Origin of the sequence: Rhizobium sp. Leaf371 (assembly GCF_001424045.1) — a bacterium.
Lineage (GTDB): Bacteria > Pseudomonadota > Alphaproteobacteria > Rhizobiales > Rhizobiaceae > Ferranicluibacter.
In genome coordinates this window covers 189,815-216,665 of the sequence record NZ_LMQB01000025.1, presented here as the reverse complement: position 1 = coordinate 216,665, position 26,851 = coordinate 189,815, and the positions used below count along the sequence as shown (strand labels likewise).

Here is a 26,851-nt window from a genome sequence, read left to right as displayed (position 1 = left end):
AGCCGGGCGGCGCCTGTGCGTCGCCCGGCGCTCTCATTCGTGCATGACGCACTGCTCTGATGTGCGCCCAAGGGTTTGCCGATGTCCCATACAACCATGCCTGCCGGCACAACGCCGTCGTCGGCCGTTCCCGACCGTGCGGAGCTTCAGCTGATTTCCGCAAGGCGCGGCCGTCTGTTGTTTACGGCGGCAACGATCCTCCTCCTTGCCGTGCTCGCTCTGCAGGTGCTCGAAGCCTCCGGCGTCACCGCGATCGGCCTCGTCAGCTGGCGGCCGCTTCTGTTTGCCTACATCCTCTGGGCTGTGGCGCTCTGCGCGGCGCAGATCCTGATCCGGGGCGAGGACGGCCAGCGGGCCGCGTTCGTGCTGCCGGCCGTGCTCTTCACCGTCGCGATGGTGGTCTTCCCGACCGTCTTCGGCCTCTATATCGCCTTTACCGACTGGAACCTGAGCGCGGCAGCCGGACGACGGTTCAACGGGCTCGACAACCTCCGGACCCTGTTTGCCGATGTCTACTTCTGGAACGCGCTCCTCAACATGGTCTACTACGTCGCCGCCGTGCTGGTGCAATATGCGATCGCCTTCGGCTTAGCGCTGCTCCTGAACGCGGAGATCCGGGCGCGGAAATTCTTCCGGGTCGCGTTCCTCCTGCCGCTGATGCTCAGCCCGGTCGCAGTGAGCTGGATGATCGGCAAGTCGCTGATGGAATATCGTTTCGGCCCCGCGGCGACGCTTGCGCGGCATCTCGGCTGGGATAACCCGGCCTTCTTCTCGACACCCTGGCTCGCGCGGACCTCCATCATCGCGATGGATGCCTGGGTGTCGATCCCCTTCATGATGATCCTGCTCCTCGCCGGCCTTCAGGCCTTGCCTGCCGAGGTCAAGGAAGCCGCCAAGGTGGACGGTGCGTCCGGCTGGCAGAGTTTCAAGGAGATCACCTTTCCGTTGATGCTGCCGGTCAGCATGACCGTGGTCATCCTGCGCATCATCTTCCAGCTAAAGCTCGCCGACATCGTCATCAACGTCACCGCCGGGGGACCGGGCGGCGCGACCGACACGGTCTCCAGCTTCATCTTCCGGGAGTATCGCGATCGATCGAACGTCGGCTACGGCACGATGCTCGCGGAATTCTATCTTGTCGTCATCATCATCTTCGTCGCGCTCATCCTCAAAGGGGCGAGCCGGTGGATGCAGCGTTCGAACTGAGGCCCGCCATGGCAAGCATCCCTTACGCCCCCGCAGGAGACGAAGGCCGGACGAACCTCTGGTCGCGGCGCCCGCGCTTCATGACGCCGAGCCTGCTCATCTATGCCGCGCTCATCCTCTGGGCGTTCATCTCGCTTTTCCCGATCTACTGGACGATCACCACCTCGTTCAAGACGGCCGTCAACGTGACGCAGGGGCACCTCATTCCCTTCGTGGACTTTACGCCCGACTGGAAAGGATGGCGCTCGCTCGGCCTGTCGCCGGATACGATCTCGGCGCCATCGACCGTGCGCGACGAGTTCGTCCGCCGCTTCTTCAACAGCATCGTCGCCTCGGCGGGCGCCTCGTTCCTCGCCGTCGTCATCGGCTCGCTCGCCGCTTACGGCCTCAGCCGATTCTCGTACAAATTCCTCTGGATGCGCAACAAGGACATCTCGTTCTTCTTCCTGTCGCAGCTTATCCTGCCCCCCGTCGTTCTCGCCATGCCGTTCCTCGTTCTCTACAAGCATCTCATGCTGCTCGACACGCTGGTCGGCCTTATCCTCGTCTATACGCTGATGGTTCTGCCCATCGTGATCTGGATCATGCGCGACCAGTTCGACACGATCCCACTCGAACTCGAACAGGCCGCCCTGGTCGACGGATGCTCGATCTGGGGCGCCTTCCTGCGCATCGTTCTGCCGATCGCGCTGCCGGGCATGGTGGCGGCGTTCATTCTTTCCGTCATCCTCTGCTGGAACGAGTATTTCTTCGCGGCACTGCTGACGAGCTCCAATGCGAAGACGCTGCCGGTGATGGTCGCAAGCCAGACGGGATCGCAGGGCATCAACTGGTGGTCGATGGCGGCGATCGCCACCGCGGCAATCATGCCTTTGGTGCTGGTCGGAATCTTCCTGGAGCGTTACATCGTGAAAGGCCTCACGGCGGGCGCCGTGAAATAGGCCGACAAGGGTTGCGGCGAGGGCCGCGACCAAGACGCAATGGGAGGCATTCATGCTGAAGAACATTCATCCGGCGCTCAGCGCCGACGTCCTGCACGCACTGCGATCGATGGGGCATGGCGATACGCTCGTCGTCTCGGACACCAATTTCCCGACGGACAGCGTCGGCCGGCAGACGGTGATCGGACGGCCGCTGACGATGGCAAACCTGAGCGCGCCGCAGGCCATCGCCGCGATTCTCTCGGTGCTGCCGCTCGACACGCCGCTGCAGAACTCCGCCGGACGCATGGAAGTGATGGGCGCACCGGACGAACAGCCGGACGTGCAGCGTGACGTGCAGGCGGAGATCGATCGCGCGGAAGGCAAGCCTTGCCCGATGTACGGCATCGAGCGCTTCGCCTTTTACGATCTGGCAAAGAAGGCCTATTGCGTCATCTCGACCGGCGAGACGCGCTTCTACGGCTGCTTCCTCTTCACGAAAGGTGTCATTCCGCCCGCCGGCGCGTAAAGCCAACGCCCTCAAGGCCATGAAGACGTCGGCCGGCGGAACGCTGCCCGGCCGACGTCCGACACGGGACTCTACGGCTCCGCACCTGAAATTGCCGTTGGGACCATCGAATTGGTGCGATGCACAACAGATTTAAACTTTACAACTTTTATATTTGATGTGAAGTTGGCTCACGAACAAACCGATGTGAGCCCCTGCCGTGACCGATCTCAAATTTGCGACCCGCCTCAATTCCTTCGCATCGCGCCCGCAGGCCGAATGGCCGGATCTTGTGGGCAAACCGAGTGTCATGCAGATGGTTGCGCGTGCGGCGAAGGTGGATGGCCTGACCGACCTCGACCTCAATTATCCCGACCACGGTGCCGACAAACCGGCGGAACTGGCCCGTCGCATCCAAGATCTTGGACTTTCGGTCAATGGCTTCGCCATGCGCTACTACACCAATCCTGCCTTCAAGATCGGGGCCTTCACCAATCCGGACGCCGCTGTTCGTCGTGAGGCAATCGAGCTGACGAAAAAGGGCATCGACGCCACCCGCGAAGCCGGCGCCAAGCTGATGACGCTCTGGCTCGGCCAGGATGGTTTCGATTACGCGTTCCAGGCAGATTACGCGACGCTTTGGCAACACGAAATCGACGGTATTCGTGAAGTTTGCGAACATGATCCGGAATGCCTGATCAGCATCGAATATAAGCCGAACGAGCCGCGCTCTTACAGCCTGATGCCCGACTGCGCGACGACGCTGCTCGCGATCAAGGACGTCGGACTGCCGAACCTCGGCGTGACGCTCGACTTCGCCCATGTGCTCTACGCCGACGAACAGCCGGCCTTCGCCGCAGCGCTCATCGCCCGCTACAGCCGCGTCCTCGGCGTTCACCTCAATGATGGCTACGCCAAGCGCGACGACGGCCTGATGGTCGGTTCGGTCCATCCCCAGCAGACGATCGAGCTTCTCCGCCAGATCCGCCGCGACGGATATGACGGCGCGATCTATTTCGATACGTTCCCCGACATGACCGGTCTCGATCCGGTCCACGAATGCGAGGTGAACATCCAGACCGTCAAGCGCATGCTGAAGGTCGTGGACCGCCTCGAACAGGACAATCGCCTTTCCGGCGCGATTGACCGCCAGGACGCCGTCTCCGCACAGGCCGTCGTCCAGGAGCTGATGCTCGGCAACTGAAGTCGCTTACGCCTGCAACATTTTGAACATCGGAACCGGCATGCCACGGCGCATGCGGGACGATGAAACTCGGGAGGAAACCATGAAGACATTTCTGAAGACGACGATCGCCGCCGGCTTTGCCGCCAGCCTCTTGTTCGGCGCGGCATTCGCGCAGGACCTCGCGCCGCTGAACTCCGACACCGAAAAGGACCGGATCGACTGGTCGCAGGTCGAAGCCAAGTTCGGCGCGTTCCCCAAGGTGCCGGAAGGCACGAAGGCCGGCGCCGTTTCCAAGACGCTGACCAACGAATACTGGCGCTCGCTCGGAGAGGGCTATGAGGCTTTCGGCAAGGCGCACAACGTGCCCGTCGTCTACCAGGCGGCGCAGAGCGAAGGCGACCAGCTCGGTCAGCTGACGATCGCCGAAGGCATGATCACGCAGGGTTACAACGTGCTGCTCGTCTCGCCCCAGACGGATGCGAACCTTCAGCCGGTGATGGAACAGGCCAAGGCTGCCAACATCCCGGTCGTCAACGTCAACGACGCCGTCATTCCGCAGGCGGAGCACTACGTCGGCAACGTCCAGCGCGACAACGGCGTGCGCGTCGCCAAATGGTTCATCGAGAACCGCCCGCAGGGCGGCAAGGTCGCGATCGTCGAGGGCCAGGCCGGCGTCTACGCCGCCGTTCAGCGGACGGACGGCTTCAAGTCGACCATCACCGAGAACGGCAAGTTCGAGGTCGTCGCCAGCGTTCCCGGCAACTGGGATCGCCAGACGTCCTACGACGCCGCCACCAACATTCTCAACCAGCATCCCGATCTCGTCGGCTTCTATGCCAACAATGACGGAATGGCGCTCGGCATCGTCGAGGCCGTGAAGGCTGCCGGCCTGCAGGACAAGGTTGCCGTGTTCGGGACCGACGGCATTTCGGATGCCTACGCATCGATCAAGGCAGGCGAGCTTACCGGCACCGTCGACAGCTTCCCGGTTCTCACCGGCGAAGTGGCGCTGGAAACCGCGCTGCGCCTCGTCGCCGGTCAGAAGCTGCCCCGCGTCGTCGCCACACCGCAGGCGCTGATCACCGCCGACAACCTCGCCAAGTACCAGGGCGAAGGCGTCGACGTGCGCAAGGTGCTGATGGAAGACGCCAAGGCTGCGAAGTAAGCACGAGATCGAGACGCCGGCACCCGTCGGCGTCTCTTTCGCATAGGGCAGGAGAGACCGATGAGCACCGTTGCACGATTGCGTTTTCAGGGGATTACCAAGGCTTTCCCTGGGGTCAAGGCGCTGTCGGATGTTTCCTTCGACGTCCAGCCCGGCGAGATCCATGGCCTGCTCGGCGAAAACGGGGCCGGCAAATCGACGCTTCTGCGAATTCTCTCCGGCGTTTTCAAGCCGACCTCCGGGACCGTCCTTGTCGATGAGACCCCGGTCACGTTCAAGAAGCCGATGGATGCCCGCACGGCGGGAATTGCGATGATCCATCAGGAGTTGCAGCAGGTTCCGCACCTCACCGTGGCGCAGAACATGTTCCTCGGACATTCCGTCACGAAAGCCGGCGGCCTTCTGGTCGCGCGCCGCGAACAAGAGCGCCGCGCCGCCGAAGCCCTGGCGATGCTCGATCCGGGCATCGATCCCGGCGCCCCCATTTCCACGCTCAAGGTCGCGCAGCGCCAGATCGTCGAGATCGGCCGCGCCCTGCTCGATAAGGCCCGCATCATCGCGATGGACGAGCCGACGTCCAGCCTGACGCCGAGCGAGTTCGAGCGGCTGGCCGAGGTCATCGCCCGTCTTGCGGCAAGCGGCGTCTCGATCGTCTACGTCTCCCACAAGATGGACGAAGTTTTTCGCATCTGCCAGCGCGCCAGCATCATGCGCGACGGCCGCCTGATCGATGTGCTCGATCTTTCCAAGGTCTCGCACACCGACGTGATCACCATGATGGTGGGGCGCGAACTGATGCAGGACGCCCATGTCTCGCATGCGACGCCGACCGTGAAACTGCAGGCGAAGAACCTCACCTCGCCGAAGATCCGCGACGTCTCCTTCAGCGTGCGCAAGGGCGAAGTCGTCGGCATTGCCGGTCTGGTCGGCTCCGGCCGGACGGAACTCTTGCGCCTGATGGCCGGCGTCGATCGCCTGTCCGGCGGCAGCCTCGAGATCGACGGCAAGCCGGTGACGCTCGCCAACCCGCGGGATGCGATCGCGGCCGGCATCGGCCTCGTGCCGGAGGAGCGCAAGCGTGACGGCATCGTGCCCGGGCGCTCCGTGGCGCTCAACATGGCGCTCGCCTCCCTTCCGGCGTTCTCCCGCAGCGGCTTCATTTCGAGGGGCCGGCTGAAGACGACCGCGAACGACCTCCTCAAACGCGTCAACCTGCGCCCCTTTCTGCTCGACCGACCGATCCGGCTGTTCAGCGGCGGCAACCAGCAGAAGGCGATCATCGCCCGCTGGCTTGCGGCCCGCTCCGAAATCCTGCTGTTTGACGAACCCACACGCGGCATCGATGTCGGCGCGAAGTCGGAAATCTATCATCTCATCGAGGCCCTGGCGGCCGAGGGACGATCGATCGTCGTGGTTTCCTCCGAGCTGCCGGAGGTCATCCGACTGTCCGACCGCGTGCTCGTGATGCGGGACGGACAGATCGCCGCAGAGTTGCCCCGCGAGGGCCTAAGCGAGAGCGCGATCGTTGCCCATGCCATTCCCGGCGTCGCCGAGACCGCGCCGGCTGCCTAAAACACCATTTCGACCAAGTGAACGTTGAAGAAGACGAATAGGACACTGCCATGACCCCCTCCGCTGCCGCTCCGGCCGAAAAGACCGCATCGGGCTTTGGCCGTTTCTCCTTCTCGCTGCGCGATGCCGGCACGCTGATCGGCCTCGTCGTCATCGTCGCCGTCTTCGCCACGCTCGTCCCCGGCTTCCTGTCGGAGCGAAACCTGATCAACATCCTCCAGCAATCGAGCATCAATGCCTGCCTTGCGCTCGGCATGACGCTCGTCATCATTTCCGGCGGTATCGATCTCTCGGTCGGCCCGACGGCGGCGATCTCCGCGGTCATCACCGCCACGCTGCTTCTGGCGGGAACGCCGATCCCGCTGGCGATCCTTGCCGGCCTTGGAATCGGCGTCCTCTGCGGCTTCATCAATGGCGTGCTCGTCGCCTATGTCGGCCTGCAGCCCTTCATCGTCACGCTCGGCACGCTCAGCACCTATCGAGCGCTGGCGCTGATCTACACCGGCGGCAATCCGGTTCTGGGCATCCCACCGGGCTTCCGCCAGCTCTTTAACGGCGCCCTGTTCGGCATTCCCACGCCCATCCTCATCGTCGCCGTCGTTGCGATTGCGGCCTGGGTGCTGCTGACGAAGACGCCGATCGGCGAGTATCTGATGGCTGTCGGCGGCAACGAGGAAGCGGCCTATGTCGCCGGCGTTCCCATCGCCCGCACCAAGATCACCGCCTATGTCATTTCCGGTGGGCTCGCCGCTCTCGCGTCGCTCATCCTCATCGGCCGTCTCGGCGCTGCCGAACCGATCCTCGGCAACCTGTGGGAACTCGATGCGATCGCGGCGGCGGCCATCGGCGGGGCCTCGCTGATGGGCGGCAAGGGCAGCATCGTCGGCACCATCCTCGGCGCCATCATCCTCGGCACCATGCGCAACGGACTGACATTGATGAATGTGCAGGCGTTCTACCAACTTCTCGCAACCGGCCTTATAATCCTCGTCGCCATGATGATTGATCGTGCAACGAGGGGACGGGGATGAATACGGAAAGCTTCGACATGAAGGCAGTTGGGCCGCGCATCCGGATGATGATGCCGCTGCTGACCCCGCTCGAAGCAAAGGTGGTCGATACGGTTTTCGGCCTGCGCGATTTCAACGACGAGACATCGCTGAAGAAGATCGCGGCCGAGGCCGGCGTCTCCGAGGCGATGGTCGTGAAGATCACGAAGAAGCTCGGCTTTGCCGGCTACCGCGACTTTCGCGCAGCCGTCAGCCTCTACAACAGCCAGCCGACGGCGGAAATGCACCGGGAACTCTCGGTGGACGATACGTCGCAGGAAATCGTGCAGAAGGTCTTCCGCACCTCGATCCATGCGCTCGAGGAAACGCTGGCGATCCTCGACATGGCCGCCTTCGACCGGGCGGCGGACCTGATCCATACGGGAAGCCAGCGCGATTTCTACGGCGTCGGCGGCTCGGCCCAGATCGCCCGGGATGTGTCGCACAAATTCCTGCGCATCGGCGTCCGGGCCAATGTCTTCGACGACAGCCACATGATGCTGATGTCGGCATCATTGTTGAAGGAGGGCGACATCGCGGTCGGTTTCTCCCATTCGGGCAATACGACGGCGGTCATCGAGGGCATCCAACTCGCCCGCCGCAACGGCGCGAGCACCATCGCCATCACCAACTACGGCGGATCGGCGCTCGCCCAGGCGGCGGATGTCGTGCTCTGCTCGACCGCGCAGGGCTCCCCCCTGATGGGCGAGAACGCCGCCGCGCGAATCGCCCAGCTCAACATTCTCGATGCGATTTTCGTCGCCGTCGCCCAGCGCGATTATCGCGCGGCGGAACGCAACCTCAAGCAGACGATGTCTGCCGTCAGCTCCAAGCGAAAAGATAGACTTCCATGACATCCACCCCCCGCGTCACCGTCTTCGGCAGCCTGCATTACGATATCGCGGTTTTCGGCCCGGCCCGGCCGCGCAAGGGCGAGACGGTGACCGGCTCGGCCTGGCATCCGAAGAGTGGCGGCAAGGGTGGCAACCAGGCGGTGTCCGCGGCCAAGACAGGCATTGCGACATCCATGATCGGCGCCGTCGCCGCGGATGACTTCGGGCGTTTCCTGATCGACAATCTGGCGCGCAAGGGTGTCGATCACCGCTTCGTCGCCCGGGACGCCCGGCGCGCAACCGGCATGAGCGTCGCGATCTTCGATGACGAGGGCGACTATGGCGCCGTCATCGTCTCCGGCAGCAATCTGGACCTTGGCGAGAGCCATCTGGAGGCCGCCTCGGAGGTTCTCGCCGAGACCGCGATCCTCGTTCTGCAGAACGAAATCCCGGATGCGGCCAACGTTCTCGCCGCGCGCCGCGTGAAGGCAGCCGGGGGTCTCGTTCTCCTCAACGCCGCTCCGGCGCGCCCGCTTTCCGACGCGCTCAAGTCCCTGGTCGACATCCTCGTCGTCAATGCCATCGAGGCGGAGATGCTGGCCGGGGTCGGCGTCGTGGAAACGCTGGAGGGCGCCCTCTCGGCAGCGCGCATTCTCAAGTCGAGCTATCCGCAGGTCGTCGTCACGGCCGGTGGTGCCGGCGTCGCGGCCGTGGATGCGGACGGTCGCGAGATCACGATCGACCCGGTCAAGGTGAAGGTCGAAAGCACGCACGGCGCCGGCGATGAATTCATCGGCATGCTCGCGGCGCAGACCGCACGCGGCCTGTCGCTCGATCGTGCCCTTGCCGATGCGAACAAGGCAGCGGCGCACCTCGTGGCGACGCCGGAGTCCGAGCGCTAGCCTTTTTCCGGCCGAGGCCGGATCCGTCGGCGGCGGATTGCGCCGCAGGACAAGCCTCGCAACCTTCGTTTACCAACGACATCTGATCGACTCGGCCCTAGTCTCGTAACATGGCACCGACGCAAGTCCGTGTTCGCTCCCGCCGATACGCTCCAAACTCTTCAGGAACGCCCGCCAGGGGACGTCGGCGACGGCTATGGCGGTGGATTGCGCATGGCAAGCCGTCGGGCGTGAGCGGGACAGACTTGACAAAGCTGATCCGTCGTCCTCAATTGGCAGGATGTCAGACCAATTCTATCGCGTTGGATTTTCGTTGTGAGTGCGCCCTACCGTGCACCGACACGTATCGATCCGCTGCCGCCGATCAATCGGGCGCAGCAGGTGGAGACGGCGCTCGCGCAGTATGTCGAGCATGCCGGCCTGAAGGCAGGGGACCGCCTTCCGGCCGAGCGCGAACTCATGCTGGCGCTCAGCGTCGGTCGCTCGACCATTCGCGAGGCGATCGGCAAGTTCCAGGCGCTCGGCGTGGTCGAGAGCCGCAAGGGTAGCGGCAATTACCTGCTGAAGCCGATCTCCGCCGGCACCGTTCACATGCCGCTCTCGTTCGAGTCCGGCGGTCTTCGCGATGCGCTTCTGATGACGCTCGAGGTTCGTCGTGGGATCGAGGTCGAGGCGTCCATGGCCGCTGCGCGTCGCCGGACCGATGCCGATCTGCAGATCATCGAGGCCCGCCTGGACGAGATGGAGAGGGTGCATCTCGCCGAGGGCACCTCGGGCAAGGCGGATCTTTCTTTCCACCTGTCGATTTACGATGCCACGCACAATCCCCTGTTTGGTCAGCTACTGGAGCAAATGCGCGGCGGCTTCGAGCGCTTCTGGTCGAAGCCGTTCGATCGCCCGGATTTCGCGGCGCGCTCCTTTCCCTTCCACCGGACGCTTTTCAACGCAATCGCCGCCGGCGATGCGGAGGCTGCGCGCATGGAAACTCTAAAGATCCTCGCCATCGTCGAGGAAGATATCAAGGACATGTCGAAATGACCCCAGGTCACGATCTCTTCGATCCTGCCGCGCTGATCGTCGCCCATGACGAGACCCACGCCTTCGAGGCCGTCGTGCCGCCGATCGTGCAAACCTCGCTCTTCACCTTTTCGAGCTATGACGAGATGGTCGCGACCTATCGCGGCGAGCGCAACCGGCCCGTCTATACCCGCGGCCTGAACCCGACCGTCCGCCTGTTCGAGGAAATGCTGGTCAAGTTGGAAGGCGCGGAAGATGCGCTCGGATTTGCCAGCGGCATGGCGGCGATCTCCTCGACCGTGCTCTCCTTCGTGGAGCCCGGCGACCGGATCGTTGCCGTCCGGCATCTCTACCCCGATGCCTTCCGGCTGTTCGGCACCTTCTTCAAGCGCATGAACATCGCCGTCACCTATGTCGACGGTCGCGACGAGGCTGCGGTCGAAGCGGCGATGCCGGGTGCCAAGCTCTTCTACATGGAAAGCCCGACAAGCTGGGTGATGGAAGCGCATGATGTCGGCGCGCTCGCAGCCATCGCCCGCCGTCACGGCGCGATTTCCGTCATCGACAACTCCTGGGCGAGCCCGATCTTCCAGCAGCCTTTGTCGCTCGGCTGCGATCTCGTGCTGCATTCGGCTTCAAAGTATCTCGGCGGTCACAGCGATGTCGTCGCCGGCGTCGTGGCCGGCCCGAAGGCGCTGATCGACCGCATCCGGGGCGAGGCCTATCCCTATCTCGGCGGCAAGCTCTCGCCGTTCGATGCCTGGCTGATCGTGCGCGGCCTGCGCACGCTGCCCATCCGCATGAAGCAGCATCAGGCGTCCGCGCTGGAGATCGCCACGCGCCTTCAGGCCATGGATGCGGTGGAGACCGTGTGCCATCCGGGCCTTGCGAACCGGCTGCCGCCGGGGCTTAACGGCACGTCCGGCCTGTTTTCCTTCATTTTTCGCGAGGGCGTCGATGTCCGCGCCTTTGCCGACCGGCTGAAGCTCTTCAAGCTCGGCGTTTCCTGGGGCGGGCACGAAAGCCTGATCGTCCCCGGAGATGTCGTGCTGGAGCAGAAAGCACAGCCCAATTCCGCCCACACCTTCGGCATCAGTGCCCGCTCCGTCCGCCTGCATGTGGGACTGGAAGGGACCGAGGCGCTCTGGGCCGATCTCGAACCCGCCATCCACGCCGCGACCAACGCGGCGGCGGCCTGACACTGCCATATCAATCAAAAAAAGGGAGAACAGCATGAAACGCCTGATCGCAGCCACACTCTTCACCGCCCTGATGGCCGGCACGGCCCTGGCCGATACCACCCTGAAGCTCGTTGAGGTCATCACCAGCCCGGAGCGCACCGAGACGCTGAAAAGCATCGTCTCCAAGTTCGAAAGCGCCAATCCGGGCACCAAGGTCGAGATCGTCTCGCTTCCCTGGAGCGACGCCTTCCAGAAATTCGCGACCATGGTCTCGGCCGGCGACGTGCCGGATGTCATCGAGATGCCGGACACATGGCTCTCGCTCTATGCCAATAACGGCATGCTGGAGAGCCTGGAACCCTATCTGAAGGAGTGGGAACACACCAAGGATCTCAGCGCCCGCACGCTGGAGCTCGGCCGCGACGTCAAGGACACGGCCTATATGCTGCCCTATGGCTTCTATCTCCGGGCGATGTTCTACAACAAGAAGCTGCTCGAACAGGCCGGCGTCACCGAACCGCCGAAGACGCTCGAAGCATTTGCCGACGCATCCAAGAAGGTGTCCGCCATTCCCGGCAAGTACGGCTACTGCCTGCGCGGCGGTCCCGGCGGGCTGAACGGCTGGGTGATGTTCGGCGCCAGCATGGCCGGCTCCAACAGCTTCTTCAACGAAGACGGCACCTCGACCTTCGACAGCCCCGGCTGGGTCAAGGGCCTCACCTATGTGGTCGATCTCTACAAGAACGGCTATGCGCCCAAGGACAGCGTCAACTGGGGCTTCAACGAGATCGTCGCCGGCTTCTACTCCGGCACCTGCGCCTTCCTCGACCAGGATCCGGACGCGCTGATCGCCATCGCGCAGCGCATGAAGGCAGAAGACTTCGGCGTCATGACCATGCCGAAGGGCCCTGACGGCAAGACCTTCCCGACCATCGGCTTCGCCGGCTGGTCGATGATGGCGTCTTCCGCCAACAAGGATCTGTCCTGGAAGCTGATCTCGACGCTTGAAGGGCCGGAAGGCAATATCGAGTGGAACAAGAAGACCGGCGCGCTGCCGGCGCTGACGACGGCCGAGAAGGATCCGTTCTACCAGAGCGAACAGTTCAAGGGCTGGTTTGCCGAGCTGGCCGACACCAACGCCGTTCCCACGACGATGCCGACCTACCTTGAGGAATTCGCCTTCTTCAAGGACTCGCTCGTCATCAAGACCTCCCAGGAAGCCCTGCTCGGCGACATCACGCCGGAAGAGCTTGCCAAGCAGTGGGCGGATTACATGACGAAGGCGCAGAAGAAGTTCCTCGCGTCGAAGTAAGCCTTCTCGACATCCCGGCGCGCAAACATCGCGCGCGCCGGGTCTCGCCTTCCAAGACAGCGCCGGACCTCAGGTGACCACACCATGACCCTTTCCGCCACGGGCCGCCGCCCGCGCAAGCCTTTCGCACGCCGGCTCGCCGATGCCGCCGAGCCTTGGCTCTACACGGCACCCGTCCTGGTGCTCATCATTGCCGTCATGCTGGTGCCGCTCGTGCTCGGCCTGTCCTACGCGTTTCGCGATATCCAGCTGCTCAATCCGTTCTCGGGCGGCTTCGTCGGGCTCGATCATTTTCGCGAGCTCTCGCAGGACACCGCCTTCTATCGCGCGCTGCGCAATACGCTCTGGTGGACAGGCGCTTCCGTTTTCCTACAGTTCTTCTTCGGCCTGATCCTCGCTCTGCTGCTTGACAAGCCCTTTGCCGGGCGCGGCCTCGCACAGGCGCTGGTCTTCCTGCCCTGGGCCGTTCCGACCTTCCTTGCGGGGCTCAACTGGGCCTGGATGTTCAACCCCGTCATCGGACCTTTGCCGCACTGGATGGTGTCGCTCGGCATCCTGTCGGCACCCAACAACATTCTGGCCGATCCCCAGCTTGCGATGTGGGGACCGATCATCGCCAATGTCTGGTGGGGCATTCCGTTCTTCGCGATCACGCTGCTCGCAGCCCTTCAGGCCATCCCGCGCGATCTCTACGAGGCCGCCGCGATCGATGGCGCCAATCCCATCCAGCGCTTCACCTCGATCACGCTGCCCTTCCTCGCCCCGACCATCGCCATCACCGTCCTCCTGCGCACCGTCTGGATCGCCAATTTCGCCGACCTCATCATCGTCATGACCAATGGCGGCCCAGCCGACCGCACCCAGATCGTCGCAAGCTACATTTTTACCCAGGCCTTCAAGCGGCTCGATTTCGGCTACGCATCCGCCATCGCGCTCGTGCTGCTCGTGCTGCTGCTCGCCTATTCCATGGTGATCGTCGTCATCCGCCAGCGCCTGATCGAGAAGGATTGACCATGGGCATTCTTCTGACCATCGCGCATCGCCTCGCCATTCTCGCCTATGTCGTGTTCGCACTGTTTCCGCTATACTGGCTGCTCAAAGTGTCGGTCACGCCGAACGACCTGCTCTATAGCGAAGGCGTGCGGATGTGGCCGTCGCATGCGACGCTCGCGCATTATCGCTACGTCATCGAGAACAGCGCCTTCCCGATCTTCTTCCGCAACAGCCTGATCGTTGCGGGGTCCACGGCGCTGGCGGTGACGCTGATCTCCTCGCTTTCCGGCTATGCGCTGTCCCGCTTCGTGTTTCGTGGCAAATATGCGGTCGTTGCGCTGATGTTGATCACCCAGATGTTTCCTCTGGTGATGCTGGTCGCGCCGATCTTCAAGATGCTGTCGCCGCTCGGGCTGACCAACAGCCTGACCGGCCTCGTCATCGTCTACACGGCCTTCAACGTGCCGTTCGCGACGTTCCTCATGCAATCCTTCTTCGACGGCATTCCGAGGGATCTCGAAGATGCCGCGATGATCGACGGGGCGAGCCGGTTCACGGCCTTTCGCCAGATCATCCTGCCGCTGACGCTGCCCGGCATCGCGGCCACGCTCGGCTTCGTGTTCACGGCGGCCTGGAGCGAGCTGCTCTTCGCGCTCATGCTGATCTCGGGCAATGACAGCGCGACATTCCCGGTCGGACTGCTCACCTTCGTCTCGAAATTCTCCGTCGATTTCGGGCAGATGATGGCGGCGGGCGTCATGGCATTGGTGCCGGCCTGCCTCTTCTTCCTCCTGATCCAGCGGTATCTCGTGCAGGGCCTGACGGCCGGCGCGGTGAAAGGATAATCCATGGCCTCCATCGAAATGCGCGATATCGTCAAGACCTATGGAGACCACCCGGTCCTCCACGGCGTCGATCTGTCGATCGAAGACGGCGAATTCATCGTCCTCGTCGGCCCTTCCGGCTGCGGCAAGTCGACCCTGCTGCGGATGATCGCGGGCCTGGAGTCGATCTCCTCCGGGACGATGTCGATCGACGGACGCGAGGTCAACGACCTCAAGCCGAAGGACCGCGACATCGCCATGGTGTTCCAGTCCTACGCGCTCTACCCGCATATGACCGTCGCCGACAATATGAGCTACAGCCTGCGCCTGCGCCGCACGCCCAAGGAAAAGATCGCGGCGGCCGTGGCCGCGGCTTCGGCCAAGCTCGGCCTCGATCCCTATCTCGGACGCCGTCCCAAGGCGCTTTCCGGCGGGCAGCGCCAGCGCGTCGCCATGGGCCGCGCCATCGTCCGCCAGCCGAAGGCCTTTCTGTTCGACGAGCCGCTCTCCAATCTGGATGCGCGCCTGCGCGAACAGATGCGCGCGGAAATCAAGCGCATGCATGCCGAATTCGGCGCCACCTCCGTCTATGTCACCCATGACCAGATCGAGGCCATGACGCTCGCCTCGCGCATCGTCGCCATGAACGCCGGCGAGGTGCAGCAGATCGGTGCGCCGCTCGAGCTTTACGATCGCCCGGCCAATCTGTTCGTCGCAGGCTTCATCGGCTCGCCGGGCATGAACATGCTGGAGGGCAGCATCGTCTCCGAGACCGGGACGAGCCTCGTCCGCCTCATGAACGGCACCACGATCTCCCTCGGTCAACGCGTGGATATGCCGGAGGGAACCTCCGTCACTCTCGGCATCCGTCCCGAGCACGTCACGATCCGCCCGCCTGCCGGCGGCGTGGCGGCGACGGTCGAACTGGTGGAACCGACCGGCCTCGGCATTATCCTGCATCTCACGGTCCACGGATTGCCGTTCAAGATCTTCAGCAGCGACCGGGCGCTGCTGACGCCGGGCGCGAGCCTGACGGTCGGCTTTCCGCCCGAGCGGCTGCATCTTTTCGGCCCGGATGGCCGGCGGGTGCATCTCGAAACCCTGTCCGGCGACGCTCTCTCGTCCTGATATCGCCTCATGATCGGCGGCGGTGCGACATGGTGCAACGCGAGCCACGACACATCCGGAGCGGCGACGGAAACGACAAGACTGGAAACATCGTGATCGTCACCGTGATCGCCACACGCGCCTTTGTGATCAGTGAGCGATGCGTCGGCGGGAACCTATCGGATGCCTCGCGCCTTCCTTGACCTGCAGGCCGCATCTTTCGTGGCCAGCATCATCATCAGACAGGACGGAGTCACCATGACAAAGCTCAACACCCTCATCACGACAGCGACCCTTGCTCTTCTTGCCGGTGCCGGCACATCCTTTGCACAGGCGCAGGCAACCGCTCTCGTCGATATTTCGGGAAAGACGATGGTTCCGGGCTTCAACGTTACGGCGGACGATCTGGAAAGCATGAACGTCTATAACGCGGCCGGCGAGAAGATCGGCGAGATCGAGGACGTCGTGGGAACCGACGCTTCGACGCCGACCGGCGTCGCCATCGATTTCGAACGCTCTGCCAATCTCGGCCGGGAACATCGTGTGGTCGATATCACCAAGGTAAAGCAGGATGGCCTGCGCCTCGTGGTGGACATCGATGCGGCCGCTGCGGCCCAGCTCCCGGTCTATGACGACTGATCCGCATCGGTTAGCGCACAAACACAAGAAACCGGCCTCACTCCGAGGCCGGTTATCGTTATGGGATCAGCTCCGCTCGATCGCCTTGGCAGCCGCATCGAGCGCGACAGCAATCGCCTCGATCGTCGTGGCATCGACCGTCTCCTGCTTCAGGCGGAGGCGAAGCGCGAATTTGACGTTTTCCATGGCGCGCAGGACCGGCGGCGGAACATGCCCGCGGGCCGATGGCGATAGCCGGGACAGCAGAATATCCGCCAGCTCGCGATTTTCGGTGAGAAATACCTGACCGTCCGGCGTGATCCGGTAGAGCTTACGACCCTTCTCTTCCGGCTCGATCACCGCATAGCCCATATCGTCGAGCCAGGCGAGGGTCGGGTAGGCGACACCCGGGCTCGGGACATAGCTGCCGCCGGATCTCTCCTCGACGGCCTTGATCAGCTCGTAGCCATGGCTCGGGCGGTCCGCGATCATCGCGAGAAGCAGGAGACGGAATTCGCCGTAGTCGAACAGACGATGCCGCCCGCCGCGTCGTTCACCATCAGGGCCATGCCTGCCGTGACGCTCGCCGTGGCCCGCGGGATCGCCGTGGTGCCCGTGATCGCGATGATGGCCATGACCCCGCCCATGCCCGTGCCCGTGCCCGTGCCCGTGCCGTTCGTGCTTGCCCCGATGCTCCTGTTTTTCATCGTGAGAGGTTTCGCCGGGCGATGCTGTTGCGGATCCCTGCGTCTCGTCGCGAGGCGTGAGAGACGACGGGGTGTCTGTTTCAGAAGAGGACGTCTGTTGATTATTTGTCATATCGTGGATATATCACGATATATCTGAATGTCAAACATGCCTGCCTTATTCGCAGTCGCAACAGCCTGACGTCGGTTCTGAAAGGACACTCGCTCATGACGCTTACTCCCACCGTAAACCACTGCCCGCCACCGCAGATCGACCGCGTCCGCCATGTGCTGACGCGCCGAACGCTTTCCGTGGTCGCCATCGCGCACGTCACGCCTGCCATGTTGCGGATCACGCTGGCGGGCGAGGAAATCGCGGGGTTTTCGAGCCTGTCTCCTGACGATCATGTGAAGATCATCTTTTCCGCAGAGGCAGACCGAGAAGAGCGCCGCGACTATACGCCCCGGCGTTTTGATGCGGAGACGGGTCGTCTTGACATCGACTTCGCGGTTCACGATGCCGGACCGGCGACGCGGTGGGCCGTGAACGCCAAGATCGGTGACGCGCTTCGGATCGGCGGGCCGCGCGGTTCCGCCGTCATCTCTCCCGACGTCAAGCGTTGGCTGCTGATCGGCGACGAGACGGCCCTGCCGGCGATCGGTCGCCGGATCGAAGAAGCGGCAGGCGATCACGTGATCACAAGCCTCGTGGCCGTGGCAAACCCTCGGGAGAAGCAGTCCTTCGAGACCCATGCATCGCTCCAGGATCTCTGGGCTTACCGACCTTTGTCGGCCGCGAACGATCCGGCTCCGCTGCTTGATCTGCTGGAGACGATCCCGATCGAACCGGACACTTTCGTCTGGATCGCCGCGGAAGCGTCCGTCACACGGGCCCTGCGAGGCGAAGTCGAGCGACGCGGCCTGCCGCAGGGCTGGCTGAAAGCCGCCGGTTACTGGGTGATGGGTCAGGCGGACACTCAGGAAAAATTCGACTAGCACCAACGAAAACAGGCCCGGCGAGACGCCGAGCCTGTGTAATCCTGTCGATCGTCCGTCGCCTAGAATACAGCGAGATACTTCAGCAGCGAGATGATGCCGATGATGATGACGATGATCTGGACGATCTGCTTGGCACGACCATCGATCGGCAGGCGCGCGACGAGATAGAGAACCAGAACGACGACGAGAAACGTGATCAGAATGCTGATCAGTGCAGAACTTCCCATAACCCCAACTCCTTACATAAAAGGCCTCCGGGAAATGCCTCCTGGACGCTTGTTAGGGAGATATAGCGGTTCCCTGTGAAGGGAAGGGCGTATCCGACTGAAATCGATGGAAACTTACGGATAGGTGCGGTTCAGCTTCGTCAATCGCCGATCAGACCGTCGAACACTTCGAGCATCGCTTCGGAAATGGCCGTGCCCAGCGCTGCGGCGGTTGCCGCCAGAGCCTCCTCGTTCATGTCGCGCGCGGCAATGGCGAAGGCAGCACCCTCGCTGGTGACGATCTCCTGCGCGCGCTGGATCGCCCAAAGCGCAAAATCGCTGCGGCTGCCGATTTCAGTGGTTTCCAAGGGCTTCCTCCTGACGTGAGTCTTTCGTGACGTTATAATGGTCTCTGCGAGTCCGCATAGACTCAAAGAACAAGCGGGTGTCTTCGCCCCGGTCGATCGGCAGATGAGGCAGGCAATGGCAGTGCAGTTCGACATGTTTGCGCATGAGGCGCACGAAACGACACGACCGGCAACGCGGCGCGCGCGGCCGGCCGCGGTTCCGACAGGCCCGGTCGCCGAGGCCAACCTCGTCGAGCACCTGACGGGGACCGGACGCTACAGGGTCCTGCGCAAGCTGGAGCCGCGCGCCGTCGCAAGCGTGCTTCGTCCCGGCTTCCCGCTGCGCGGCGTCATCCTCGACACGGAGACGACGGGCCTCGATCATCGCCGCAACGAAATTATCGAGATCGGTGCGATCGCCTTCACCTACAACGAGGCCGGCGCGATCGGCGACGTCTCCGGCGTTTTCGGCGGTCTTCGGCAACCTCTCGCCGCCATTCCGCCCGAGATTACCCGTCTCACCGGCATCACCGACGAGATGGTTGCCGGGCAGGAGATCGATATCCCTGCTCTGGAAGCGATGATCGCGCCCGCAGATCTGATCATCGCGCACAACGCAGCCTTCGATCGCCCCTTCTGCGAGACCTTCCATCCGCTCTTCGGCCGCAAGGCCTGGGCCTGCTCGAATGCGGAGGTCGGCTGGTCGGCCCGCGGCTATGAGGGCAGCAAGCTCGGCTATCTCATCGGCCAGGCCGGGTTCTTCCACGAAGGCCATAGGGCGGTGGACGATTGCTTTGCGCTTCTCGAAGTCCTCGACCGTGCTGTCGATGGCGTGCCCACGGCCTTTTGCGAGCTGCATCAGGCGAGCCAGGTCAGCCGTGTCCGGATCTATGCCGAACATAGCCCCTTCGATATGAAGGATCACCTGAAGGCGCGGGGCTATCGCTGGGCGGATGGCAGCGACGGACGCCCGAAGTCCTGGTGGATCGAGATCGCCGAAGAGGCCGTCGATGAGGAACTGCGTTTCCTGCGCAACGAGATCTATCGCTATGCGGAAGCGGAACCGCCGATGCGCCGGCTGACGGCCTTCGACCGGTTTCGCGCCTGACAGCGGATCCTCGTTCCAGACCTGCTTCTACCGCATGGCTGCACTGCAAAGACGTCTCTGGGAAGTCCGGCAGAGATCCGTATACTCGGCACCAACGAAGCGATGCACCTCCTCCCGCAAAGCTTCGTTCCTCAGACGATCCCGTCCTCCTCCCAGGGACGTCTGTTCGAACACCGGCTCTCCTCCTCCCAGCCCGTGTTCGGTATATTCGGAAAAGCCTGCTGCACCTCCTCCCGCAGCAGGCTTTTTCCGTTTCTGGTGTTCCCGAAATTTTGGCTCCGCACGTTGCTCGCCAGCAAGCGGGCGTGCAGATGCCCAACCCGAAAACGCCCCGCATCGGTGCGATGCAGGGCGTTCGTTGCAATACTGTCCGCGTGAAACGCTTACCGGAACACGGCCGGCAGCCAGAGCGAGAGGGCGGGAATGTACGTGACCAGCAGCAGCACCGCGACGCTGGCACCGAAGAAGGGCCAGATCGTCTTCATCGCTTCCCGGATCGAAATGCCGCCGACGGCGCAGCCGACAAAGAGCACGGTCCCCACCGGCGGCGTGTTCAGGCCGATCCCGGCATTGAGGATCATCACCACGCCGAAATGCACCGGATCAACGCCGAACGCCTTGACGACGGGCAGGAGAACGGGCGTCGCGATGATCACCATCGGCGCCATGTCCATGAAGGTCCCGAGCAGCAGCAGGATGATGTTGATGACCAGGAGGACGATGATCGGATTGTCGGAGATCGCGCTGATCGCACCGATCATCAGGGTCTGAACCTGCAGGAAGGCCATCAGCCAGCCGAAGGCCGCCGCCGTGCCGATGACGAGCAGCACCATGGAGGTGGTGCGCGCCGCACCGAGCACCGCCTCGATGAAGCCGGCCCAGTCGAGTTCGCGATAGACGAGGGTGGCGACGAGGAAGGCATAGAGCACCGCGATGCACGAGCTTTCCGTCGCCGTGAAGACGCCGGAGCGCACGCCGCCGAAGATGATGCCGATCAGGAGCAGGCCGGGGAAGGACGCAAGCAGGTAATAGCCGAGCCTCGAGAACCCGGGGAACGGCTCCGAAGGGTAGCCGCGGCGGCGGGCGACGATATAGGCGGTGATCATCAGGGCACCGGCAAGCAGCATGCCTGGAATGATGCCGGCGGTGAAGAGATCGGCGACCGAGACGTTACCGCCGGCAGCGATCGAATAGAGGATCATGTTGTGCGAGGGCGGGATCATCAGGGCGATGATCGCGGCGTTCACCGTGACGTTGACCGCATAGCCGCGGTCGTAGCCGCGCGCGGCCATCTGCGGGATCATCAGTCCGCCGACCGCCGAGGCATCGGCGACGGCCGATCCGGAGATGCCGCCGAAGAGGGTCGATGCCACGATGTTGACCTGGCCAAGACCGCCCTTGAGGTGGCCGACGAGGCCTGCGGCGAACCGGATCAGCCGGTTAGCGATACCGCCGCGCACCATGAGGTCGCCGGCAAAGATGAAGAACGGGATCGCCATCATGGCAAAGACGTTCATGCCGGAATTCATCTGCTGGAACACGACGATGGGCGGCAGGCCCATGTAGAGCACCGTGGCGACCGAGGCGATGCCGAGGCAGAAGGCGATCGGCATGCCGATGAACATCAAAACGACGAAGGTGCCGAAAAGGATGGTGTAAGCCATTATGCGACCTCCGTCAGCACGACGACGTCGGTGACTTCCTGGCCGAGCGAGACATCGACGAAGCGTTCCGCCGCAAACAAGGCGATCAGCACGCCGCCGACGATCATGGGAAAGAAATCGACCCCGCCCGGCCAGCCGAGAACCGGAATGCGGGCGCTCCATGTGCCGGCGGCCAGAAGGATCGCATAATAGGCCATGGCGATGCCAAAGAGGGTGATCAGGCCGAGACTGATCTGGTCCATCACTTTCTGGATGGCGGGCGACACCATGTGGTGCACGAGATCGAGCCCGAGATGCACGCTTTCGCGCACGCCGACGGCAGCCCCGAGGAGAATGAACCACGACATGAGGTGCAGCGACAGCGGCTCCGACCAGCTCGGCGTGTCGTTGAGGACATAGCGTCCGAAAACCTGCCAGCCGATGATCAACGTCATCACGATGATACCGAGACCGGCGAGATAGAGCGCCGTCCGGTTGAGCGCGGCCAGAATGGGCCGCACAGACGACATGAAATGCCGCATTGCAGAGTCCTCCCAATGAGCCGGTGAAATGCCCGCGCCGGCACGTGCGACGACAGGCCCCGAGACGGGGCCTGTCGTTAGCGGATGTTATTGAACGGCCTGGACGCGCTCGAGCAGGTCCTTCATGGCGGGATCGGTGACGAAGCGGTCGTAGACGGGCTTCATCGCATCGGCGAAGGGCTTCTTGTCGACCTTGATGATGTTGTTGCCGGCCGCGCGGACCTTTTCCTCGGATGCCTTTTCACGCGCCGTCCAGAGTTCCCGCATCTTGCCGACGGAGTCTTTCGCGGCCTGACGCAGCAGCGTCTGATCTTCGGGGGTCAGCTTGTCCCAGGAAATCTTGGACATGACCAGGATTTCGGGATTGAGGGAATGTTCGGTCAGCGTGTAGTTCTTGGCAACTTCGTAGTGGCGCGCGGACTCGTAGGACGGCCAGTTGTTCTCGGCACCATCCACGACGCCGGTTTCCAGCGACGAGTAGACTTCGCCCATCGGCATCGGCGTCGGGTTGGCACCGAAGGCCTGCATCATGGCGATCCAGAGGTCGGACTGCTGGACGCGGATCTTCATGCCCTTGAGATCGTCCAGTTTCTCGATCGGCTTCTTCGTCGTGTAGAAGGAGCGGGCGCCGCTATCGTAGAAGGCCAGACCGACGAGACCGTGCGGCTCGAAGGCCTTGAGCACTTCCTCGCCGATCGGTCCATCGACCGTGTGATGCATATGCTCGGTGGAGCGGAACAGGAAGGGCAGGCCGAGCACCGTGGTTTCCGGCACCAGGTTGTTGAACGGCGCTGCGTTAACGCGGTTCAAGTCGATGACGCCGAAACGGGTCTGCTCGATCGTGTCCTTCTCGTTGCCGAGCACGGCATTGTTGGACACCTCGATCTTGATGCGGCCATTGGACCGTTCAGAGACCAGCTGGCCCATGTATTTGACCGCCTCGACGGTCGGATAGCCATCCGGATGGATGTCCGCCGAGCGCAGGGTGATTTCCTGCGCCTGTGCGGTCGATGCGGCGAGGGCGATGCCCAGCGCCATGATCAACTTGCTTGCGATGTTCATGTGTTCTCCTCCACTTTTTTAAAGAATCGTCCGGCACTCCACTGCCGAACGGACGATCGATCCTACGTTCGGCTGCCCTGCCATGCGGGAAGGCCGAAGAGTTCTTCGGGATTGTCGACCAGCGCCTGACGAAGGGCGGCTTCGTCGCCGATCCAGCCGAGAACCGTGTCCGCCAGGGCGACGTCATCGGGATAGGTATCCTGCGTCTTCGCCAGATTGTGCGGCCAGTTGCTTCCCCAGACGATGCGTTCCGGCGCATGGGCCGTCAGAACCTTCGAGAACGCGGCCACGTCAGCGTAATCCGGACCGCCGGAGCGGGAGGATTCGTAGACGCCTGCAAATTTGAACCAGCATCGGCCGCCCTCCATCAGCTGCCGCAGGGCCGTGATCTCGGGGCCATCGGGCATGGCGCCGGCAAAAAACTTGCCGTGGTGATCGAACACCCAGCGCGACTTTAACGCCTGCAGGCGCGGGGCATGGTCGAGGATGCGGTTGCCGTCGAACTGGACGGCCAGCATCCAGCCGCGGCTCGCCGCCTTCGCGTCCACCGCTTCCAGCGCGTCGAGACCGACGGCGCCGCCCGGAAGATCCATGATGCGGACGCCGACGACGCCGGCGGCCGAGAGCCGGTCGAGCTCGCTCTCGCTGGTTGTCTCGTCGATGACGGCAACGCCGCGCGCGACGTCCCCCATTTCATCGAGACAAGCAAGGAGATTGCCATTGTCGCGCTGGTGGGCATTGCCCTGCGTGATGATGACGCGGTCGATACCGAGCCAGGCCATGAAGGCGCGGTACTGATCGGCATCGGGAAGACTGCCTGCGGGAAGGTCCGGTCCGCCCGGCAGCGCGGGATACCCCGGCAGGTACATATGCATCTGCGCATCGACCGCACCCGCGGGAAACGCGAACGCCGGTTTTGCTCCTGAGAGGGGTCTGACGAGCATTATATGTCCTTTCCGGCGTCGGGCATGCGGTATTCGGTGAGCGCGTCGCGATCGATCTCGATGCCGAGGCCCGGGCCGTCCGGGATGGCGACCACGCCGCCGACATGATCGATCGGCGTCTTGACCACCGCCTGCCGGAAGGGATTTTCCGTGCGGTCGAACTCGAGGATCGGTTCGATCGGGTTGACGCGAACCGGGCTCGGCACCATCGCCGCCATGAACTGGAGGGCGGCGGCGATGTGCACGGCCGTGCCCCAGACATGCGGCACGACGCGGACGCCATGAAGCGCTGCGAGATCCGCGATGCGCCGGGCCTCGGTAAAACCGCCGGTGCCGGCGAGATCGGGCTGGAGGATATCGACCGCGCGGGTCTCGATCGGTTCGCGCATGCCCCAGCGGCTGTGCCAGGTCTCGCCGCCGGCAACGGGGATCGGCTGGCGATGGCGCACCTCGCGGTAGGCCGCAAGCTGCTCCGGCACGACCGGCTCCTCGAACCAATCGATATCCAGCTCGGCCGCCGCATTGCCGAAGCGGATGGCATCCAGCGCGTCGTAACCGTGATTGGCATCGACCATGATCCGGAAATCCGGGCCGACCGCATCGCGCACCGCCCGCACGATCGCGAGATCCTCCGAAACGCCGAAACCGATCTTGATCTTGCTCGCGTGAAAGCCTTCGCGCTGGTAGCGGGTGATGTCGGCGACGTTGTCGTCCAGACGGTTGACGCCGTCGCGCTTGAAGCTGCCGGTGGCATAGGCCTTGACGCTCTCGCGGAAGCGGCCGCCGAGCAGGGTCGAGACCGGCACGCCGAAATGCTTGCCCTTGATGTCCCAGAGCGCGATATCGATGCCGGAGAGGGCCGTGATGGCCAGCCCGCGCTGGCCCTGATCGCGCAGCGCATTGTAGAGCACCGCCCAGATCTTCTCGGTCTCCAGCGGATCGGCGCCGATCAGCCATTGCGTATAGGCCTTGACCACCGCCGCATTCGGCCGGGCAGGGCCGAGGCATTCGCCCCAGCCGACGAGGCCGTTATCGCAGACCACCTCGACCAGAATATGCGCCCGCCGGTCGAACCGCATCGACGCGCTTTCGAACGGTGTCGGCAGCCGATATTCCAGAAGATGGGTGTGGACGGCCGCGATCTTCACCTCAGCGCCTCCAGGGATCGATCAGCCGGTCGAGAATGCCCTCTTCTTCGGCCGTCAGGTCGGAAAGGGGAGGGCGGACGGCGCCGGCATCGAAGCCCTGCAACCGGACACCGGCCTTGACGGCGGAAACGGCATAGCCCTTCCGGCGGCTGCGCAGCGCCATGAACGGGTAGAAGAAATCCTTCAGGATCGTTTCGCAGCGCGCCCGGTCGCCACCGCGCAGGGCATCGTAGAATTCGACGGCGAGTTTCGGCACGAAGTTGAAGACGGCCGAGGAATAGGTGGTGAAACCGGCCGCAAGATAGGCTTCCGCGAACAGCTCGGCCGTCGGCATGCCGCCGAGATAGGTCAGCCGGTCGCCCATGGTTGCAGAGACCTGGCGGATGAGGCCGATATCCCCGGTTCCATCCTTGAAGCCGATCAGGTTCGGACAGGCGTCGCAAAGCCTTTGCAGCGTCTCGACCTGGATGACCGAATTGTCGCGATTATAGACCATGACGCCGATGCCGACGGACTGGCAGACGCGGCGCACATGCTCGAAGATGCCTTCCTGCGGCGCATCGATCAGATAATGCGGCAGCAGCAGGATGCCGTCGGCGCCCGCCTTCTCCGCGCCGCGGGCAATCTCGATCGCGATCTCCGTGCCGTAGCCGCAGCCGGACACGATGGCGGTCTTGCCGGCCGCTTCCTTTGCAGCCCGGATGATGTCGGGGATTTCACGGGGGGCGAGCGAGAAGAACTCGCCCGTGCCGCCGGCCGCAAACAGGACGGGTGCGGGAAAGCCGGCAAGCCATTCGACATGCCGGCGATAGCTCTCCGCCTGGAAAACGCCGTTTCCATCGAAATGGGTCACGGGAAATGACAACAGGCCGGCGCCAAGCGCGCGCTTTACGTCTTGCGGGTTCATCGGGGTATCCTCTTTGCCTCCTCCGGCACCCCAAGATCTACAAGTTCGTCAGACGGGTGTCAATAACCTGTCATACAGCTTTGCGGCTCTCGCGCAGCAGGGAGCGGTATCGCGTCTGGCTGCCGCGCAGATGGCGCCGCATGGCCTCGCGCGCCGCATCCTCGTCGCCATTGGAGATGGCGAACACGATGGCGCGATGCTCTTCGTCGATCAGTTTGAGATAGGCTGTCTGGTCGACCTCCTCCTCACCCGTCCGCAAAGCGGCGCGCGGAATGACGCTGGCGCCGATCATCGACAGGAAATCGCGGAAGCGGGGATTGTTCGTCGCCTCGGCGATCGCAAGGTGGAGCGCGAAGTCGGCCTCCGAACTCGACGTGCCCGCTTCCAGGCAGGCGCGAACGGCATAATGGCGTTCGAGAATGACCTCTTCCTGAAGCGGGGAGCGACGAAGTGCCGCCAAACCGGCTGATTCGACCTCGACAGCGGTTCGGAGTTCCAAAACCTCGATCATGGAGGAGACGCGCGCCGGATCGACATTCTGCAGCGAAAGCGCTGCGGGAATCATCGGCTGCGGAGGCTCCAGCACGAAGACGCCGGCACCCTGGCGTGTGTCCACCAGACGATCGGCGCGCAGGCTGGCGATCGCCTCACGCACCACGGTCCGGCTGACGCCATGCGATTTTCCCAGTTGCGCCTCGCTCGGAAGCTTGGTGCCGGGTGGAAACTGGCCATCGACGATCGCTGCGCGCAGGCTCTCGCCGAGCTTTGCCGTCAGGGTGCGTCCCATGGCGCCGGTCCTGTTCATTCTTCACGTCCCCGACTGAAATTCGATGCAGTATACGTGCATCCGACGCCACTGATATAGC

At 63.4% G+C, this 26,851-nt stretch carries 29 protein-coding genes; 18 read left to right on the top strand and 11 right to left on the bottom strand.

The features are described from left to right. The first annotated feature begins 96 nt into the window (after positions 1 to 96). The 16 genes from ASG39_RS17160 (at position 97) to ASG39_RS17085 (ending at position 16,414) form a co-directional block, all read left to right on the top strand. Positions 97 to 1,206, top strand: a complete 1,110-nt coding sequence (locus tag ASG39_RS17160; protein ID WP_132536656.1) for a sugar ABC transporter permease — start codon at positions 97 to 99, stop codon at positions 1,204 to 1,206. 80 nt (positions 1,207 to 1,286) lie between these two features. Then, the gene (locus ASG39_RS17155) at positions 1,287 to 2,147 is read left to right on the top strand and encodes a carbohydrate ABC transporter permease (RefSeq protein ID WP_062596237.1); all 861 of its coding nucleotides are present in this window, start codon (positions 1,287 to 1,289) and stop codon (positions 2,145 to 2,147) included. 52 nt (positions 2,148 to 2,199) lie between these two features. Beyond that, positions 2,200 to 2,655, top strand: a complete 456-nt coding sequence (locus ASG39_RS17150; RefSeq protein ID WP_062596190.1) for an RbsD/FucU family protein — start codon at positions 2,200 to 2,202, stop codon at positions 2,653 to 2,655. A 199-nt stretch (positions 2,656 to 2,854) separates the two neighbouring features. Further along, the gene (locus tag ASG39_RS17145; protein WP_062596189.1) at positions 2,855 to 3,838 is read left to right on the top strand and encodes a sugar phosphate isomerase/epimerase family protein; all 984 of its coding nucleotides are present in this window, start codon (positions 2,855 to 2,857) and stop codon (positions 3,836 to 3,838) included. 82 nt (positions 3,839 to 3,920) lie between these two features. After that, a complete protein-coding gene (locus ASG39_RS17140) occupies positions 3,921 to 4,985 on the top strand; it encodes a substrate-binding domain-containing protein (RefSeq protein WP_062596188.1) in 1,065 nt (354 codons plus the stop codon). Positions 4,986 to 5,045: 60 nt separating this feature from the next. Beyond that, positions 5,046 to 6,557: a sugar ABC transporter ATP-binding protein gene (locus ASG39_RS17135; RefSeq protein ID WP_062596187.1), complete on the top strand. Its 1,512-nt coding sequence runs from the start codon at positions 5,046 to 5,048 to the stop codon at positions 6,555 to 6,557. Positions 6,558 to 6,607: 50 nt separating this feature from the next. Continuing rightward, positions 6,608 to 7,588 carry an ABC transporter permease gene (locus ASG39_RS17130; RefSeq protein WP_062596186.1) on the top strand — a complete coding sequence of 327 codons (981 nt, stop codon included), beginning with the start codon at positions 6,608 to 6,610 and terminating at the stop codon, positions 7,586 to 7,588. After that, positions 7,585 to 8,460 (top strand): MurR/RpiR family transcriptional regulator, encoded by an 876-nt coding sequence (locus ASG39_RS17125; protein WP_062596185.1) that lies wholly within the window; start codon positions 7,585 to 7,587, stop codon positions 8,458 to 8,460. The genes ASG39_RS17130 and ASG39_RS17125 overlap by 4 nt, the downstream gene beginning before the upstream one ends. Further along, the gene (locus ASG39_RS17120) at positions 8,457 to 9,341 is read left to right on the top strand and encodes a ribokinase (RefSeq protein WP_062596184.1); all 885 of its coding nucleotides are present in this window, start codon (positions 8,457 to 8,459) and stop codon (positions 9,339 to 9,341) included. The genes ASG39_RS17125 and ASG39_RS17120 overlap by 4 nt, the downstream gene beginning before the upstream one ends. A gap of 345 nt (positions 9,342 to 9,686) precedes the next feature. Beyond that, positions 9,687 to 10,379, top strand: coding sequence for a FadR/GntR family transcriptional regulator (locus ASG39_RS17115; RefSeq protein WP_062596236.1), 693 nt, complete (start codon positions 9,687 to 9,689; stop codon positions 10,377 to 10,379). Continuing rightward, entirely contained in the window at positions 10,376 to 11,557 is a 1,182-nt protein-coding gene (locus ASG39_RS17110; RefSeq protein ID WP_062596183.1) for a PLP-dependent transferase, read from the top strand. Before ASG39_RS17115 ends, ASG39_RS17110 begins: the two co-directional genes overlap by 4 nt. A 34-nt stretch (positions 11,558 to 11,591) precedes the next feature. Next, a complete protein-coding gene (locus tag ASG39_RS17105) occupies positions 11,592 to 12,851 on the top strand; it encodes a sugar ABC transporter substrate-binding protein (protein WP_062596182.1) in 1,260 nt (419 codons plus the stop codon). Between the two features lie 84 nt (positions 12,852 to 12,935). Beyond that, positions 12,936 to 13,862, top strand: coding sequence for a sugar ABC transporter permease (locus tag ASG39_RS17100; RefSeq protein ID WP_062596181.1), 927 nt, complete (start codon positions 12,936 to 12,938; stop codon positions 13,860 to 13,862). Then, positions 13,859 to 14,689, top strand: a complete 831-nt coding sequence (locus ASG39_RS17095) for a carbohydrate ABC transporter permease (RefSeq protein WP_162242446.1) — start codon at positions 13,859 to 13,861, stop codon at positions 14,687 to 14,689. Before ASG39_RS17100 ends, ASG39_RS17095 begins: the two co-directional genes overlap by 4 nt. Positions 14,690 to 14,692: 3 nt before the next feature. Further along, positions 14,693 to 15,796, top strand: coding sequence for a sn-glycerol-3-phosphate ABC transporter ATP-binding protein UgpC (gene ugpC / locus ASG39_RS17090; RefSeq protein WP_062596179.1), 1,104 nt, complete (start codon positions 14,693 to 14,695; stop codon positions 15,794 to 15,796). Between the two features lie 237 nt (positions 15,797 to 16,033). After that, entirely contained in the window at positions 16,034 to 16,414 is a 381-nt protein-coding gene (locus tag ASG39_RS17085; protein WP_162242445.1) for a PRC-barrel domain-containing protein, read from the top strand. A gap of 66 nt (positions 16,415 to 16,480) precedes the next feature. On the opposite strand, the gene ASG39_RS24275 is transcribed toward ASG39_RS17085, so the two are convergent. Both ASG39_RS24275 and ASG39_RS24270 read right to left on the bottom strand, forming a co-directional pair. Next, a complete protein-coding gene (locus ASG39_RS24275) occupies positions 16,481 to 16,885 on the bottom strand; it encodes a PadR family transcriptional regulator (protein ID WP_062596177.1) in 405 nt (134 codons plus the stop codon). Further along, positions 16,882 to 17,100: a hypothetical protein gene (locus tag ASG39_RS24270; protein ID WP_062596176.1), complete on the bottom strand. Its 219-nt coding sequence runs from the start codon at positions 17,098 to 17,100 to the stop codon at positions 16,882 to 16,884. The genes ASG39_RS24275 and ASG39_RS24270 overlap by 4 nt, the downstream gene beginning before the upstream one ends. A gap of 207 nt (positions 17,101 to 17,307) precedes the next feature. On the opposite strand from ASG39_RS24270, the gene ASG39_RS17070 reads away from it, so the two are divergent. After that, on the top strand, positions 17,308 to 18,075 hold the full coding sequence (locus tag ASG39_RS17070) for a siderophore-interacting protein (RefSeq protein WP_062596175.1): 768 nt from the start codon (positions 17,308 to 17,310) through the stop codon (positions 18,073 to 18,075). Between the two features lie 62 nt (positions 18,076 to 18,137). Here the strand turns inward: ASG39_RS17070 and ASG39_RS24265 are convergent, their stop codons facing one another. Beyond that, positions 18,138 to 18,305, bottom strand: coding sequence for a Thivi_2564 family membrane protein (locus tag ASG39_RS24265; RefSeq protein WP_092936807.1), 168 nt, complete (start codon positions 18,303 to 18,305; stop codon positions 18,138 to 18,140). 140 nt (positions 18,306 to 18,445) lie between these two features. Next, the gene (locus tag ASG39_RS17065) at positions 18,446 to 18,652 is read right to left on the bottom strand and encodes a hypothetical protein (protein WP_062596174.1); all 207 of its coding nucleotides are present in this window, start codon (positions 18,650 to 18,652) and stop codon (positions 18,446 to 18,448) included. A 115-nt stretch (positions 18,653 to 18,767) separates the two neighbouring features. On the opposite strand from ASG39_RS17065, the gene ASG39_RS17060 reads away from it, so the two are divergent. Further along, on the top strand, positions 18,768 to 19,739 hold the full coding sequence (locus ASG39_RS17060) for a 3'-5' exonuclease (protein WP_062596173.1): 972 nt from the start codon (positions 18,768 to 18,770) through the stop codon (positions 19,737 to 19,739). Positions 19,740 to 20,122: 383 nt separating this feature from the next. On the opposite strand, the gene ASG39_RS17055 is transcribed toward ASG39_RS17060, so the two are convergent. The 7 genes from ASG39_RS17055 to ASG39_RS17025 all read right to left on the bottom strand — a co-directional run bounded on the left by ASG39_RS17055 (position 20,123) and on the right by ASG39_RS17025 (position 26,790). Beyond that, on the bottom strand, positions 20,123 to 21,403 hold the full coding sequence (locus ASG39_RS17055; protein ID WP_062596172.1) for a TRAP transporter large permease: 1,281 nt from the start codon (positions 21,401 to 21,403) through the stop codon (positions 20,123 to 20,125). Then, positions 21,403 to 21,924, bottom strand: a complete 522-nt coding sequence (locus ASG39_RS17050; RefSeq protein WP_062596171.1) for a TRAP transporter small permease — start codon at positions 21,922 to 21,924, stop codon at positions 21,403 to 21,405. Before ASG39_RS17050 ends, ASG39_RS17055 begins: the two co-directional genes overlap by 1 nt. 87 nt (positions 21,925 to 22,011) lie before the next feature. After that, entirely contained in the window at positions 22,012 to 22,986 is a 975-nt protein-coding gene (locus ASG39_RS17045; protein WP_062596170.1) for a TRAP transporter substrate-binding protein, read from the bottom strand. Between the two features lie 62 nt (positions 22,987 to 23,048). Then, positions 23,049 to 23,930 carry an amidohydrolase family protein gene (locus ASG39_RS17040; RefSeq protein WP_062596169.1) on the bottom strand — a complete coding sequence of 294 codons (882 nt, stop codon included), beginning with the start codon at positions 23,928 to 23,930 and terminating at the stop codon, positions 23,049 to 23,051. Then, positions 23,930 to 25,078 carry a mandelate racemase/muconate lactonizing enzyme family protein gene (locus ASG39_RS17035; protein WP_062596168.1) on the bottom strand — a complete coding sequence of 383 codons (1,149 nt, stop codon included), beginning with the start codon at positions 25,076 to 25,078 and terminating at the stop codon, positions 23,930 to 23,932. Before ASG39_RS17035 ends, ASG39_RS17040 begins: the two co-directional genes overlap by 1 nt. A gap of 1 nt (position 25,079) precedes the next feature. Further along, complete coding sequence (gene kdgD, locus ASG39_RS17030) at positions 25,080 to 25,985, bottom strand: 5-dehydro-4-deoxyglucarate dehydratase (RefSeq protein ID WP_062596167.1); 906 nt, start codon at positions 25,983 to 25,985, stop codon at positions 25,080 to 25,082. A gap of 70 nt (positions 25,986 to 26,055) precedes the next feature. Continuing rightward, positions 26,056 to 26,790 (bottom strand): FadR/GntR family transcriptional regulator, encoded by a 735-nt coding sequence (locus ASG39_RS17025; protein ID WP_062596166.1) that lies wholly within the window; start codon positions 26,788 to 26,790, stop codon positions 26,056 to 26,058. Between the last annotated feature and the right edge of the window lie 61 nt (positions 26,791 to 26,851).

What these genes read in the sequence shown, in the direction of transcription:
- ASG39_RS17070 (WP_062596175.1), top strand. Translation starts at nt 17,308, where the DNA reads ATGACGCTTACTCCCACCGTAAACCACTGCCCGCCACCGCAGATCGAC.
- ASG39_RS17055 (WP_062596172.1), bottom strand. Translation starts at nt 21,403, where the DNA reads ATGGCTTACACCATCCTTTTCGGCACCTTCGTCGTTTTGATGTTCATC.
- ASG39_RS17155 (WP_062596237.1), top strand. Translation starts at nt 1,287, where the DNA reads ATGACGCCGAGCCTGCTCATCTATGCCGCGCTCATCCTCTGGGCGTTC.
- ASG39_RS17060 (WP_062596173.1), top strand. Translation starts at nt 18,768, where the DNA reads ATGGCAGTGCAGTTCGACATGTTTGCGCATGAGGCGCACGAAACGACA.
- ASG39_RS17150 (WP_062596190.1), top strand. Translation starts at nt 2,200, where the DNA reads ATGCTGAAGAACATTCATCCGGCGCTCAGCGCCGACGTCCTGCACGCA.
- ASG39_RS17120 (WP_062596184.1), top strand. Translation starts at nt 8,457, where the DNA reads ATGACATCCACCCCCCGCGTCACCGTCTTCGGCAGCCTGCATTACGAT.
- ASG39_RS17105 (WP_062596182.1), top strand. Translation starts at nt 11,592, where the DNA reads ATGAAACGCCTGATCGCAGCCACACTCTTCACCGCCCTGATGGCCGGC.
- ASG39_RS17135 (WP_062596187.1), top strand. Translation starts at nt 5,046, where the DNA reads ATGAGCACCGTTGCACGATTGCGTTTTCAGGGGATTACCAAGGCTTTC.
- ASG39_RS17100 (WP_062596181.1), top strand. Translation starts at nt 12,936, where the DNA reads ATGACCCTTTCCGCCACGGGCCGCCGCCCGCGCAAGCCTTTCGCACGC.
- ASG39_RS17160 (WP_132536656.1), top strand. Translation starts at nt 97, where the DNA reads ATGCCTGCCGGCACAACGCCGTCGTCGGCCGTTCCCGACCGTGCGGAG.
- kdgD (WP_062596167.1), bottom strand. Translation starts at nt 25,985, where the DNA reads ATGAACCCGCAAGACGTAAAGCGCGCGCTTGGCGCCGGCCTGTTGTCA.
- ASG39_RS17140 (WP_062596188.1), top strand. Translation starts at nt 3,921, where the DNA reads ATGAAGACATTTCTGAAGACGACGATCGCCGCCGGCTTTGCCGCCAGC.
- ASG39_RS17025 (WP_062596166.1), bottom strand. Translation starts at nt 26,790, where the DNA reads ATGAACAGGACCGGCGCCATGGGACGCACCCTGACGGCAAAGCTCGGC.
- ASG39_RS17130 (WP_062596186.1), top strand. Translation starts at nt 6,608, where the DNA reads ATGACCCCCTCCGCTGCCGCTCCGGCCGAAAAGACCGCATCGGGCTTT.
- ASG39_RS17050 (WP_062596171.1), bottom strand. Translation starts at nt 21,924, where the DNA reads ATGCGGCATTTCATGTCGTCTGTGCGGCCCATTCTGGCCGCGCTCAAC.
- ASG39_RS17040 (WP_062596169.1), bottom strand. Translation starts at nt 23,930, where the DNA reads ATGCTCGTCAGACCCCTCTCAGGAGCAAAACCGGCGTTCGCGTTTCCC.
- ugpC (WP_062596179.1), top strand. Translation starts at nt 14,693, where the DNA reads ATGGCCTCCATCGAAATGCGCGATATCGTCAAGACCTATGGAGACCAC.
- ASG39_RS24270 (WP_062596176.1), bottom strand. Translation starts at nt 17,100, where the DNA reads ATGAAAAACAGGAGCATCGGGGCAAGCACGAACGGCACGGGCACGGGC.
- ASG39_RS17125 (WP_062596185.1), top strand. Translation starts at nt 7,585, where the DNA reads ATGAATACGGAAAGCTTCGACATGAAGGCAGTTGGGCCGCGCATCCGG.
- ASG39_RS17085 (WP_162242445.1), top strand. Translation starts at nt 16,034, where the DNA reads ATGACAAAGCTCAACACCCTCATCACGACAGCGACCCTTGCTCTTCTT.
- ASG39_RS24275 (WP_062596177.1), bottom strand. Translation starts at nt 16,885, where the DNA reads ATGATCGCGGACCGCCCGAGCCATGGCTACGAGCTGATCAAGGCCGTC.
- ASG39_RS17045 (WP_062596170.1), bottom strand. Translation starts at nt 22,986, where the DNA reads ATGAACATCGCAAGCAAGTTGATCATGGCGCTGGGCATCGCCCTCGCC.
- ASG39_RS17110 (WP_062596183.1), top strand. Translation starts at nt 10,376, where the DNA reads ATGACCCCAGGTCACGATCTCTTCGATCCTGCCGCGCTGATCGTCGCC.
- ASG39_RS24265 (WP_092936807.1), bottom strand. Translation starts at nt 18,305, where the DNA reads ATGGGAAGTTCTGCACTGATCAGCATTCTGATCACGTTTCTCGTCGTC.